General features: G+C 34.0%; 9 protein-coding genes. 4 read left to right on the forward strand and 5 right to left on the reverse strand.

Features of this window, described 5'->3' with window-relative positions; translation table 11 throughout:
* The first annotated feature begins 149 nt into the window (after positions 1-149).
* The 4 genes from J4051_RS06475 to J4051_RS06490 are packed head-to-tail and all read left to right on the forward strand — an operon-like array spanning position 150 to position 6,355.
* A complete protein-coding gene (locus J4051_RS06475; protein ID WP_208233050.1) occupies positions 150-1,274 on the forward strand; it encodes a DegT/DnrJ/EryC1/StrS family aminotransferase in 1,125 nt (374 codons plus the stop codon).
* Complete coding sequence (locus J4051_RS06480; RefSeq protein ID WP_208233051.1) at positions 1,271-3,157, forward strand: polysaccharide biosynthesis protein; 1,887 nt, start codon at positions 1,271-1,273, stop codon at positions 3,155-3,157. Before J4051_RS06475 ends, J4051_RS06480 begins: the two co-directional genes overlap by 4 nt.
* 35 nt (positions 3,158-3,192) lie before the next feature.
* Positions 3,193-3,966: a polysaccharide biosynthesis/export family protein gene (locus tag J4051_RS06485; protein WP_208233052.1), complete on the forward strand. Its 774-nt coding sequence runs from the start codon at positions 3,193-3,195 to the stop codon at positions 3,964-3,966.
* Positions 3,967-3,991: 25 nt separating this feature from the next.
* Positions 3,992-6,355 carry a GumC family protein gene (locus tag J4051_RS06490; protein WP_208233053.1) on the forward strand — a complete coding sequence of 788 codons (2,364 nt, stop codon included), beginning with the start codon at positions 3,992-3,994 and terminating at the stop codon, positions 6,353-6,355.
* 256 nt (positions 6,356-6,611) lie between these two features.
* Here the strand turns inward: J4051_RS06490 and J4051_RS06495 are convergent, their stop codons facing one another.
* From J4051_RS06495 to asnB (J4051_RS06515), 5 genes are read right to left on the reverse strand one after another with little or no spacing between them, the layout of a single operon-like run.
* Positions 6,612-7,745, reverse strand: a complete 1,134-nt coding sequence (locus J4051_RS06495) for a glycosyltransferase family 4 protein (RefSeq protein ID WP_208233054.1) — start codon at positions 7,743-7,745, stop codon at positions 6,612-6,614.
* A gap of 6 nt (positions 7,746-7,751) precedes the next feature.
* On the reverse strand, positions 7,752-9,656 hold the full coding sequence (gene asnB, locus J4051_RS06500) for an asparagine synthase (glutamine-hydrolyzing) (RefSeq protein WP_208233055.1): 1,905 nt from the start codon (positions 9,654-9,656) through the stop codon (positions 7,752-7,754).
* A 25-nt stretch (positions 9,657-9,681) separates the two neighbouring features.
* Positions 9,682-10,827 (reverse strand): glycosyltransferase, encoded by a 1,146-nt coding sequence (locus tag J4051_RS06505; RefSeq protein WP_317192699.1) that lies wholly within the window; start codon positions 10,825-10,827, stop codon positions 9,682-9,684.
* A gap of 1 nt (position 10,828) precedes the next feature.
* Positions 10,829-11,920: a glycosyltransferase gene (locus J4051_RS06510; protein ID WP_208233057.1), complete on the reverse strand. Its 1,092-nt coding sequence runs from the start codon at positions 11,918-11,920 to the stop codon at positions 10,829-10,831.
* On the reverse strand, positions 11,907-13,754 hold the full coding sequence (gene asnB, locus J4051_RS06515; RefSeq protein ID WP_208233058.1) for an asparagine synthase (glutamine-hydrolyzing): 1,848 nt from the start codon (positions 13,752-13,754) through the stop codon (positions 11,907-11,909). Before asnB (J4051_RS06515) ends, J4051_RS06510 begins: the two co-directional genes overlap by 14 nt.
* Between the last annotated feature and the right edge of the window lie 14 nt (positions 13,755-13,768).

Genomic DNA, 13,768 nt, shown 5'->3' on the forward strand with positions numbered 1-13,768 from the left:
TAACATCGTAGATATTTACTTTTTATCGTTTTAATTGGGTGAATTTGGTCAGAATGGCGCATATTTACCTATAATATAGATCGTGTCCCAGATCCCTCTATTGACATGAAATTGAATAGTAATGTTGATTACTTAACAATTTTTCACTTATGAAACCAAAAATTTGGCTGTCTTCACCACATATGAGTGGTAATGAACTACCCTACATACACGAAGCGTTTGAATCCAATTGGGTCGCACCATTAGGTCCAAACGTGAATAGCTTTGAAACAGATTTACAATCTTATCTCGAAGAAGATCGCCATGTTGCGGCATTGGCTTCTGGCACCTCTGCCTTACATCTAAGTCTTATCTTATTGGGGGTTGAAAATGGAGATGAAGTGATCTGTCAAAGCAAAACCTTTTCTGCTTCTGCAAACCCAATAGTTTACCAGGGAGCAACGCCTATTTTTGTAGACAGCGAAAGAGAAACCTGGAATATGTGTCCAGTGCAACTTGAAATAGCAATTACAGATAGATTATCAAAAGGGATAAAACCTAAAGCTATCATTGCAGTGCATCTTTATGGTATGCCTTATAAAGTTGATGAAATTAATGCAGTAGCTTTGAAGTACGATATTCCAGTAATTGAAGATAGTGCAGAATCCTTGGGCAGTTTATATAAAGGTCAGAAATGCGGAACTTTTGGTGATTTCTCCATATTATCTTTTAATGGTAACAAGATTATTACCACTTCGGGAGGTGGCGCATTGGTGACCAAAACATTAAAGCAGAAAGAAAAAGCAGTTTTCTTAGCCACACAGGCACGGGATGATGCTCCACACTACTTGCATTCGCACATTGGTTACAATTACAGAATGTCTAATATTGTAGCAGGAATTGGTCGTGGACAAATGACAATTTTAGATAGCCATGTTGCAAGGCGTCGCTCTAATCATGAGTTTTATGTGAATGCTTTAAAAAACAACGATAATATTGTATTTTTACAAGAGCCCGACGGTTATTTTTCAAACCGATGGTTGTCCTGTATTTTATTGAATTCTAAATCTACAAGAGAAGGTTTAAGATTAGCTTTAGAGAAAGAGAATATAGAATCGAGACCCTTGTGGAAGCCAATGCACCAACAGCCAGTCTTTAAAACTGCCCCGAGCTACCTAAATGGTGTTTCAGATGAGTTATTTGAAAAAGGTCTGTGTTTGCCAAGTGGATCAAATTTAACGGATGCCGAACTCGACAGAGTTATGACAACAATTAAAACGTATTTTAGTAAATGATTTATAAGTTTTTACATAAAATATCTCATAAGTATGCCTCCAAGTGGTTGGTGCTACTGTTAGATTTATTGATTGTAATTGTGAGCTTGTTTTTGGCTTATTTTATCAGATTCAATTTCAAGATTGAATTTGATCTCAATTTAATGATTACCCAAATACCCTATGTGCTAATAGCTGCAATGATTAGCTTTTTGGCCGTTAGATCGCACAAAGGGGTAGTTAGGTTTACAGGATACAAGGACATTATTAATATTATTATTGGTGTCAATATTTTAGCCACACTTTTGATTATTTCTACTTTTTTCAGTCGTAAATTTGGTTATAGTGAGGTGTTTGATATACCTGGATCCATCATCTACATTCACCTATTGCTTAACATTTTACTGCTTATAGGCTTTAAACTATTTATAAAATCGCTCTATAATGCCATAAGCAATGATTTTATCGCCACAAAAAAAATATTGGTATATGGTGCCGGCAATTCAGGTATGATAACCTACCAAGCTATTAGCAATGACCCTCAAAACAGTTATATTGTTATAGGATTTATTGATGACAATGAGAGTAAGGTTGGAAAAAAAATAAATTTATTACCTGTTTACAGTTTAGAAAGAATTACTAAGGAATTTGTCTTAAAAAACAATCTTGAAGAGGTCATCATCTCCATTCAAAATATTGATCCAACCCGCTTACTTCAAATCACAGGATATTTATTTGATTTGGGACTTCATGTGAAAATTGTTCCTCCAGTACAGAGCTGGATTGATGGCGATTTAAGCATTGGACAAATTAAAAACGTCAATATTGAAGACTTATTGGGTAGAGATCCCATATCCATAATCAATCCAACCGAAGAATACGATAATAGGATTATTCTCATTACAGGAGCGGCAGGGTCTATAGGAAGTGAAATTTGTAGAAAAGTCAGTTTATATAATTACAAAAGATTAATTCTGGTAGACAATGCAGAATCGGCACTTTATGACCTGCAACAAGAGTTCAAGCAACAGGGCTTGGGAAATATAGAAGCTATTGTTGCCGACATCCGTAATAGAGCCCGAATCGATCAAATTCTTAATGAGCACAAACCAAAAGTAGTGTTCCATGCTGCAGCTTACAAGCATGTGCCATTAATGGAAAACAATCCTTATGAAGCTGTTAGCGTTAATATTGGAGGCACTAAAAATGTCGCTGATATGGCTGTTAAGCATGGGGTTGATAAATTTGTATTGATTTCCACTGATAAAGCAGTTAATCCAACAAATGTCATGGGAGCGACAAAGCGGATTGCGGAGCTTTATGTAACCTGTCTTAAAGGAAAAGGCCATACCAAATTTATAACCACAAGGTTTGGTAACGTATTGGGGTCTAACGGATCGGTGATTCCATTATTTAAAAAACAAATTGAAAAAGGTGGGCCGTTGACAGTGACCCATAAGGATATTACGCGCTACTTCATGACCATTCCTGAAGCCTGTCAACTCGTTTTAGAGGCTGCTGCTATGGGCAATGGAGGTGAAATTTTCGTTTTCGATATGGGAGAACCGATTAAAATTTTCAATCTCGCTAAAAACATGATTATACTCTCAGGCTTACGTTATCCTGAGGATGTAGAAATTAAAATCACGGGGTTAAGACCGGGCGAAAAGATTTATGAAGAGCTTTTGGCAGATGGAGAGAACACCACCAAAACCTATCATGAGAAAATTATGATTGCAAAATCTCGATATTTAGATATTGATAATGTAGAAAAACAAATCAATAAACTTTCTATCGTGAACTCATTAACACAACCCTTAGAAATAGTATCGTCGATAAAACTTTTAATTCCTGAATATATATCCAACAACTCCACTTACGAAGTTCTGGATATTAAGAAATAACACTATAGCCGAACTGAATATTTAAAACAAATTATATGAAAAAGAATATCGTTGTACTTTCAATATTATCCATAATTATAGCTTCATCTTGCGCCTCCCGCAAAGATCTTATATACTTTCAAGATGAACCCTTAAGTGGTGGCTATATAGATGCGTCACCGGAACAGCTTTTTTATAAGGCTGACGATATCTTAACCATTACTGTGTCTGCCGCAGATCCCGTAGCGGCCAAGCCATTCAATTTGGCAACGGTGACCGAAAGTATTGATCTTGTCAGCGCAACTGGTCGTGAACGCATGCAAAACTATTTAATTGATTATAACGGTAATATCGAATTTCCAGTATTGGGCACGCTACATATTGCGGGAATGACGAGGATAGAACTCACCGAGATGTTAAAAGAAAGAATCAGTGAATATGCTAAAGACCCTATCATCAATATAAGATTAGTTAATTTTACAGTAACGATTATTGGAGAGGTCAATAGTCCTGGAACATATACAATAGAGAATGAACGCATTTCTCTTCCTGAAGCGATAGGTTTAGCTAATGATTTAACAATTTTTGGTCAGCGTAAAAATGTATTATTAATTCGCGAAGTAGACGGTAAGAAAAAGTTCGCCAAAATTGATTTGACCTCAGTAAACGCGGTAAGCTCTCCACTCTATTATTTACAACAAAATGATGTGCTAGTGATAGAGCCTAATAATGCAAGAATACGGTCAGCAAATTATAATCAAAACAATGCCGTTCTGATTTCCGCGATCGGTACCTTGACCACAATTGTGGCGGTGTTTCTGATTAAATAATTTTTTAGAATAACAATAAAATCTCATGGAATCCAGAACCTCGACATCTACTAATGAACTCAAAAAAACGATAGATCTTTATCTCTCCAGATGGAAATTAATATCTTTTTTTGTGATTGTTGCGCTTGCGTTGGCATTCACCTACCTTCGTTATACCACCTACGAATATCAGGCTTCGGCTAGCATTAAAATTAAAGACGACAAGCAATCCCAAAAACTTCCAAGCATTTCAGAACTAAGTAAAGGTTCTCTTTTTTCCGAAAGAAACACCAAAATAAATGATGAAATTGAAGTCCTAACTTCTAGAGCCCTAATTGCTAATGTTGTAAAGAAACTACACTTAAACATTAGATATTATGAACAAGGCAAAATAAAAGAGCAGGAACTGTATAAGAACCCACCTGTAGCCTTGAGTTTTTTTGCTAGTGATTCAATCATTCATCAAGTTGATACCACACTTTTTATTAAGGTTAAATCTCCTTCACAATTTTTAATGTTTCAAGATGACGGCAAATCTTTAATAGATCGTGATGTGTCTGGAGGGAAATTATTTTCTTTTGGTGATCGCATTAAAACAGGCTTTGGCGATATGGTGATAGTTCCAAACACCGCGAAGTATGCACCAAAAATTGGAAGCAATTTAAAGGTTTCATTAAATCGTGTGAACTCCCTTGTAAATCAGTATCAATCAAAGATTTCGACATCTGTTGAAAAAGAATCAACTATTGTCAAACTGTCACTTAAGGACAACATTCCTAGTAGGGCTATTGATATTTTAAATCAAATAATTAAAGAGTATAATAATGATGTTATTGCAGATAAAGAAGAAGTTATCAAGGTAACTTCAGACTTTATAAACAACCGTTTAGAGCTGGTTTTTAAAGAGCTTGAAGAAGTAGATTTTACTGCGGAACAGATTCAGAAAAGAAACAACTTAACGGCGCTTGGTTCCCAAGCCAATATTTATCTGGAAAGTGAAAAACAAAATGAATTTCAAATTAGCAGCACTACCAACAAAATTCAATTAATAGATTATTTACAAGAAGAAATAAAAGAAAAGAACAAACGATCGGATTTATTACCAGCTAATATTGGAATTGACGATTCAAATGTTAGCCAAGTAACGAGAAGTCATAATGAATTGGTTGCCCAACGGGATAAAATTTTAAAGAATTCCACTGAAAAGAATCCCGTGGTTATAAATTTGAATAACCAAATTGATGCCTTAAAAGCGAATTTAGAAAGTTCTCTGGAAAACATGAAGAGAACTAGTGAAATTACACTAAGTAGTCTTAATAGAGAAGATGCGAGAATTAGAGGACAACTTTATTCCGCACCAACCAAACAAAGACAACTTCGAGACATTGAACGCCAACAGGGCATCAAAGAATCACTGTATATGTTCTTACTGGAAAAGCGAGAAGAATCAGCAATAAGTTTAGGTATGTTTACACCCAATGCTAAAGTTATTGAAACTGCATACTCAAATTACAATCCTGTCTCGCCAAATAAGATGATGACCTATTTAGGAGCGCTCATGTTCGGAATGATGATTCCCATTGGCTTTATCTTCGTAATGGACTTATTAGATACCAAAATTTATGATAAGGACGATTTAATGGGAGCGCTTAAAATTCCTTATATTGGAGACATTCCGTTAACTAGTAAAAGAACAAAACTCATAAACAAGGTTGACTACTCTCCTAAAGCAGAAGCTTTCAGGATCTTACGGTCGAACATCGATTTCGTTTTAAAAGATCATGGAACAAATGCTAAAAAAATATTTATTACGTCCACTAGAGCGCAAGAAGGAAAATCACATACCAGTACCAACTTAGCTTCATCAATTTCATTTTCCGAAAAATCAGTTTTACTTATTGAAATGGACATCCGTGTACCAAAGATCATGGAATACCTTAAAGAGAAACCCACTTCAAAGATTGGTTTATCAGATTATTTAGCGGACAAAAAATTGAGTCCTGATGATATTATAACCAAACTTAAAAATAATGCTTATTTAGATGTCATCGCCTCTGGAACCATACCACCAAATCCTTCTGAACTTTTAATGAGTCCAAGAGTGGAAGAGTTATTCAGATATTTTGAAAATAAGTATGATTATATTATTGTAGACGCATCTGCAGTTGGATTAGTCAGTGACACCCTTTTGATTGCCAAGTTTGCTGATATATTTATTTATGTCGTAAGTGCGGATAATATAGACAAGAGACATTTGGTTACCGTTGCTAAACCGCTCTATGCAGATAATAGATTACCAAATATGAATTTGCTATTAAATGGAACAAATTTCGACAAAAAAGGATATGGATATGGATATGGATATGGTAAAGATCCAGAGAAAAAGGAAAAGTGGTATCAGTTTTCATGATGCATCAAGTCACTTTATAAAACAAGACGCTGTTTTTGACCATAGGTCAGTAACTTAAATCATTTCTATATTCAATAGAAATATTTCAGAAATAATTCTTGGAAATATAATTTCAATTTGTTGTTTATATCTAAGAGGTTGTCCATACAGTAGCTTATAGTTTCATTAAAACATTTTTTAGACCTACCGACTACCCATAAACTATTTAATTTAAATTTAAATTAGAGGCTCAATAGCTTCAAAAAATGAAAAGTAACTATCTTTGTAGTTCTGTTTTAATTAATTTGACCAAATCATTATTGATTATATTCACATCAAATCGTTCTTCCGCATATGTCCTGCTGTTAATTCCCATTTCTCTGATTTTATTAGGATTTTGAATAAAATACTCCATGGATTGTACCAATGCATCTAAATCTTGAGGTTCTATTAAAAATCCGTTAAACCCTTCCTTTACAGATTCTCTACAGCCTACGGAATCTGTGGTAATAATTGGGTTTCCGCAAGCACAAGCCTCTAAAGTGGTTCTAGGTAAGCCTTCTCGATAATAACTCGGCAACACAAAAACATCTCTTTTATGCAGATGTTCTTCAATATTATATTGAAGGCCATGGAAAATAATAACGCCTTCATTATGTAAATGATTAAGTTCATCTTCACTGATTGCGGAAGGCGATGTTTCAGTTGCCCCAATTAGATGAAATTCCGAACTAGGATATCTTGCTTTCAGTATTTTAGCAGCCTCAATATAAAGTGCAATTCCTTTTTCTTTAATCAACCTCGCGATCAAAAGAAATGTTACCTTATCAGAAGCGTTTTTCTCTTTAAATGTGAACTGTTTCAGGTTCACACCAGAACCACTTACAAATGCTACCTTTTGTGATTTTGGAATAATTTTTCTATCCAAAAAAACTTGGTGATCATCTCTATTTTGAAAAACTATGACACTATTTTTCCTAATAGATAACTTATACAGCGCTTCATTAAAACGTTGTAATATTTTTGTTTTCGTTGTCAATCCTGAAAAAGTATAGCCTAATCCTGTAATTAACGAAATCACAGGCACTTTGCACATATTGGCCGCAATTGAGGCATAAATTACTGGCTTGACGGTATAAGGGAACACTAAGTCTATATTATTATCTTCAATTATTGATTTTAATTCATATATCGTTTGAAAATCTTTTAACGGATTGAGACCTGTGCGTTGTAAGTTGAATTCAATAGGAGTAGCCCCAATATGCTTAATTTTTTGAAGATACTTTTCTGTGAAAAAAGGAGCAGCAGCAAACACCTCGTAGTTGTTTGCAATGAGGTGTTTTATAAAATCACCTCTAAATTCGAAGAGAGATCCGTCATAGGAAGCTACTAATAGTATTCTTTTTTTCATCCTATCTTAGTTTTGATTAAGATAAGTGAATTTATACCATTTTTGGAAACAGTAAAATGACCAGACTCTAAATGAGCTGTCTTTTTTACTGTCTAAATGGTCTTTGACCAATTTCGTAATCACTTCCACATTAAAAATCCCCTGAGATTTTAACAGTTCTGGTTCAATATAACTTTCAAGTTCCTTTCTAAGGCTCTGTCTCAACCAATCCCCTGTTGGGCTACCAAATCCGCTTTTACTCTTATCTAAAAACTTATCCGGAAACTGATCTTTGAAGGCATCTTTTAAAATGTATTTTTTATTCCATCCTTTCATGAGATAACTTTCGGGAAGAGTATTGGAAAATTCCCAGATTTCTCTATTCAAAAAAGGCGCTCTGCACTCTAATGAAGACATCATGCTAGTTCTATCCACTTTGGCAAGCATTCCTCCCTCAAGACTCAATATTTTATCGACAAGTCTAAAATCTGTTACTGTTTTAATTTTTTGATTTTTTAAAACGTTTTTGTATTCAGTAAAGATATTCTTTTCAAAATGCTCTGGTACAATTATTTCAGCTAACTGATTACTTGTATTTGCCAGGGAAATAATATCCCAATAAAATTCTCCATCATAGTCTATTGCATTCAGCAATTTGTTAATTTGATATTTCCTTCCACGATGATCATCTTTATCGATAAGGTATTTCTTACCTAATCCTGAGATGGTTTTATGCAGACGTTTAGGTACAAAACTCGTGTACTTATCATTCATTTTACCAATATAGTACTTATTATAACCTCCAAATACTTCATCACCTCCATCACCCGTCAATGCAACCTTGACGTGTTGACTCGTTTTTTTGGAAAGTAGGTGAGTGGGTAGGGCCGCTGAATCAGAAAAAGGCTCGTCGAAATTCAATAATATGTCATGAATATTATGTTTAAGATCATTCTCATCTATTATAAACTCATGATGATTACTATTCACCATTTTAGCAACAACCCTAGATTTATCCGACTCATCATACGCAGCTTTTTTGAATCCGATTGAAAAAGTATCGATCTTTTTGTCGGTAGTTTGCGCTAGACAAAGTGAGATAATTGAGGAATCAACGCCTCCGGATAAAAATGTTCCCAAACCAACATCGGCAATAGATCTGCTCTCAACGCTTTTGTAAACCAGATCCTTCGTTTTCATTTTGGCGTCATCAAAGGAAATATTAGAAGCTTTAGGTTTTGGTTCAACGTTGATTTTATGAATTGTTGTCTTGTGCGATGACAAATCATATTCCAAATAATGATTGGCTTCAAGCTTAAAAATCTGATCATAAATAGTGTGTGGAGCAGGGATATAAGTCAATCTAAAATAAAGATTCAGCCCTTTTTTTGAAATATTTGGAGTAAAATCTATGGTCTTAATAATAGATTTTAATTCTGAAGCCCAAATGAATTCTTTATTTGTATGGGTATAATACAAAGGTTTTTCACCAAAAAAATCTCGGGCAATAAATAATTTATTGATCTTTTTGTCATAGATGCTAAATGCAAACATGCCATCCAACCATTGAAAGGATTCAACACCATATTTTTCGTAGGCCTTCAAAATAACTTCAGTATCACTAGAAGTATTAAAAGAAACACCTTCTGCTTCTAATTTAGCCTTAATCTGTTTGAAATTATAGATTTCGCCATTGAATACGATAACAATTTGTTTATCGTCTGAAAAGATAGGTTGTTTTCCAGATGTTAAATCAATAATAGATAATCTTCGCATTCCCATGCCGACGGAAAAATTGGCGTTCTCCTCTGAGAATAGACCGTCATCATCAGGACCTCGGTGAATAATGAGATTATTCATGGTATTGATGACATCTGATATCTTTTCCTTTTTCTGATTGGTTTTGGCGATTATGCCGTTAATTCCACACATACTTAAATTCGGTTTTATCTATTGATTAGGTTGTACTTTTTATTAAATCAATATATGCTTTTAAAATATGATCTTTTTCAAAGTCTCTTATGCGATTTTCTCCATTTATCCTACAGTTTTCTGCATACTCTTGATGAGATACATAATAGTTTATGCCTTTGGCCATAAGTTCCATGTTTTTAATAGGTACCAGAATACCATAATCTGTTATCATTAGGTCTTCTCTCTCAGTTTCTAATTTTAAGATTTCACTTGGCCCAGATTGACAGTTTGTACTTAAAATGGGCAGGCCACAGGCCATAGCTTCTAGTAATACATTTGGAAATCCTTCATGATTGGATCCAAATAAAAACAAGTCTGCTGCTTTTAGATATTGATAGGGATTAGGGTTAAACCCCATGAGTTTCACTTGATCATTTATACCTAATTCTCCAATAAGCAGCTCTAAATATTCCTGTAATTCCCCAACCCCAAAAATATACAAATGCACTTTAGGATTCTGTAATCTATGAACCGCTCTAATTAACATTTCATGATTTTTCCCGCGATCTAATCGACCGAGAGTGATAAGGTTGAATTTTTCGGTATCGAACAAGGACGTATTGGCTTCAATGGATTTTATTTTATCTAAATCAATAGGATTATGGATAACTTTCATTTTGTTGGAAGGTACTTTGAAATTATCAACTAAATCGTTTGCATTGCCATAAGAATTTGATATCACAAGATCTGATTCTTTATATAGAATCCTGATCAGACTCTTGTTGAAGGTAGACTGGATCCCTTTGTAGCTGTATTGAAGACTAGGATAAGCCCTTTCATTTGTTATTACCTTAAACTTATACGTTGTAAGTTTGCTTGCAAAAATGTTGATAAAAGAAGGTCTTGCCATGAAGCTCAGGCTATGCGTCAGTTTTAATTTTTTAGTTAATTTGGCATACTTATAGGCCAAAATCGGAATTTTAATGGCTTTCATAATACCATTTTCGTCACCTTCTGATTTTTCAATATAACTTATTTGTAAACCTTCGGGTAAGTCATAGTCAATGGAAGAATTCATTAGAACAAGATGGACTTCAATACCTTTTTCAATACAATAGGATACGATGTAGGAAACAACCCTTTCTGCTCCACCTCCGGCTAACGAGTAAATAAGAATTCCTAATTTCACTCTAATTGTTTTTTTTATGATAAACATTCATAAATAAATCCTCGTATTTAGCGAGAATAGTTTTACTACTATACCTTGTGCTAACCGATGCACTGACATCCTTCGGATTAAAATTGTAATTGGCATTAAATGTTTCAAGTTTTTGTACAAACTCATTTACATTAGATACAATGTTACCATTTATATCTGGAAATATTATTTCGTTTATTCCACCAGGTGCATCAAAAGCTAGAACTGGCGTACCGACCATACAACTTTCAATTATAGAGTTAGGAAAGCCTTCCGTATAAGAACCTTGCAAGTATAAATCACTTTCTGCTAAATATTTCTCGACTTTCGTTGTGAAGGGGATGTGAGTAATTTTACTTTTTAAGTTAAAGTCTTTAATTTGCGCGAAAATCTCATCATAAAGTATTCCTTTGCCAATTAACGTGTAATGAAAGTCAAAATCAACTTTTGATAGTGCTTCCAAAATTCTATGATGACCTTTTTCTTGATCAAATCGAGCAACGGTTATAAAATTTATGGGAGTGTTTATTTTGTTTCTTTCTTTAACTTTAAAGTTATCCGTTATGGGATTATTAATTAAAACTAACTTGTTTTTTTTAATATTGAAATTCTTATTAAAGTCTTCTAACATATCGTTAGATTGACAAATTATTTTATCAAAAAAATTGAACCGCTTATCACCTAAGAAACTAAAAGTCGACGGATTACGTTGATTTTCATAATTAGCGAGGACACTTAAAACATTAACTTCTCTCGCAATAAATATTGTTTTTGGAAAAAATAAGGACAAATAGGAGGTGACAGTATTTAAATGACTGATTGCACTTACCACAATATCTGGCTTTGTATTTAGAATATATTTAAATAGGGCGAAAACGCCTTTTGATACTCTGGGTTTCTCGAGAAAAATAACATTAATATTTTTAATATTATAGGAAGCATCTTTGGAATATCCAACAATAAGTAAGGTTGAATTAAACTTAGTTGAATCTATGTTCTGGGCTATGTAGGACATTACCCGCTCAGCACCACCTGGCAATAGATTAGGGAGCGTAAACGTAATGTTTATCTTATCTGATTTCATAGCCCTTGTTATTATTTAACCATTGTTTAAGTACCAATAATTTCCATATTAATGGATAATGATTTGCATTTCCATCCATGTGTTTCTTGATTTTATTGGAAACATCTTGATAGTTTATACCAGGAATTTCCATCAAACTTTTAGTGTCTAATTCGGTTAGTACATATTCTTTCAACTCTTTTCTAAACCAGTTTTCAAAAGGCATGGTAAAACCAGCTTTAGGTCTATCAAAATATTCCTTTGGTACATATTGATACAATACGTCTTTAAGGATGCGTTTTTGGTTCTTTCCTTTAAATTTATATTCGGAGGGCAGGGATCGAGCAAACTCTACTATTCGATAATCCATAAAAGGTGATCTTGCCTCCAAAGAATAAGCCATAGTTGCCCTATCTACTTTGGTGTTTATATCCCAATTTAAATACGTTTTTATATCAAAGTCTGATACCCGTTCAATTAAATTTTTATTATTATGAAGTAGATATTTTAACTCATCAACTTCTTTAGGATCTTTTAAGCCAGTATTTTGAGAAAAGCTCTTGTCCGTCTTAGAGTCGATATAAATAGATTCTATAGAATTATAGACCATAAACTCTGAAATGATTTTTAATTTATAGTGAGGTGCAAGTCCTGTTAGCTTTGACATAATAAGTCTTATTGGATAAGGGATCTTCATGAATTTGGATCCTTGATTTATCCAATTGTAACGATGATAACCAGAGAAACTTTCATCACCACCATCTCCCGAAATCGCGACTGTGACTTGTTTTTTTGTGTGCTTTGCCAATAACATTGAAGGGATGGCTGAAGAATCTGCAAAAGGCTCATCAAAATAGTGATGGAAATTATCAATTAGGGCAATGCCTTCATTATAATTACACTCAATGATATTATGGTCTGTCTGTAGATGATCGGCAACTTTTTTTGCATAAATACTTTCATCAAAACCTTTATCATTAAATTTTACTGAAAAGGTTTTTACTTTAGTGTCATAGGCATGTGTTGCCATAGCGGCCACAATAGATGAATCTACACCGCCAGAAAGGAATACACCTACTGGTACATCGGCAAACATCCTGATTTTCACTGCATCAGATAGCAGCCGTTTAAGCTCTGACTGTGCTTCCTTATAGTCACCATTAAATATATTTTCGCCTTTATAATCAATATCCCAGTACTGTTTTGTTTCGAGTTTTCCTGATTCTAAATCAAATACGAATGCGTAGCCAGGCAATAATTTATGGATTTCGTTAAAAATTGACAACGGATCAGGAATTGTTTCCCATGTTATATAAGAATTGATGGCATGTTCTGAAATAGTTAAATTAGTGTTGTGAAGTTGAATGGAAGATATTTGACTTGCAAATTCAAAATCCCTTCTATTGTGGTAGTAGTAGAATGGCTTTTGACCAAGACGGTCACGAGCCCCAAAGAATTGATGCTTTTTTTTATCATAAATGACAAAGGCAAACATTCCGTTAAAATGATTGACACAATTCTCGCCATATTCTAAGTAAGCGGCGCAGATTACCTCAGTATCACTTGTGGTCTTAAAAGTATAGCCTTTTTTATGGAGTTTATCCTTGAGGTCTTTGAAGTTGAATATCTCACCATTAAACACAATCTCAATATGGTCCAAATAGGAGAGCGGTTGATTAGACCTAACGTCTAAATCAATAATTGATAATCTGTTGTGTCCAAATACAATTGAATAATTGTCAGATTTATAAACTTTACAACCGGTTTGATCAGGGCCTCTAAATGACGTGCGTCTTAATTTTTCCTTAACTTGAGACTCATTGTATACTATGGTACTTCCGTAAATTCCGCACATATTAGTAATGTAAA

It is taken from the genome of Gelidibacter pelagius (assembly GCF_017581925.1).
GTDB classification, from domain to species: domain Bacteria; phylum Bacteroidota; class Bacteroidia; order Flavobacteriales; family Flavobacteriaceae; genus Gelidibacter; species Gelidibacter pelagius.

Coding starts and splice junctions, on each gene's coding strand:
- J4051_RS06475 (WP_208233050.1), top strand. CDS start 150: ATGAAACCAAAAATTTGGCTGTCTTCACCACATATGAGTGGTAATGAA.
- J4051_RS06480 (WP_208233051.1), top strand. CDS start 1,271: ATGATTTATAAGTTTTTACATAAAATATCTCATAAGTATGCCTCCAAG.
- J4051_RS06485 (WP_208233052.1), top strand. CDS start 3,193: ATGAAAAAGAATATCGTTGTACTTTCAATATTATCCATAATTATAGCT.
- J4051_RS06490 (WP_208233053.1), top strand. CDS start 3,992: ATGGAATCCAGAACCTCGACATCTACTAATGAACTCAAAAAAACGATA.
- J4051_RS06495 (WP_208233054.1), bottom strand. CDS start 7,745: ATGAAAAAAAGAATACTATTAGTAGCTTCCTATGACGGATCTCTCTTC.
- asnB (WP_208233055.1), bottom strand. CDS start 9,656: ATGTGTGGAATTAACGGCATAATCGCCAAAACCAATCAGAAAAAGGAA.
- J4051_RS06510 (WP_208233057.1), bottom strand. CDS start 11,920: ATGAAATCAGATAAGATAAACATTACGTTTACGCTCCCTAATCTATTG.
- asnB (WP_208233058.1), bottom strand. CDS start 13,754: ATGTGCGGAATTTACGGAAGTACCATAGTATACAATGAGTCTCAAGTT.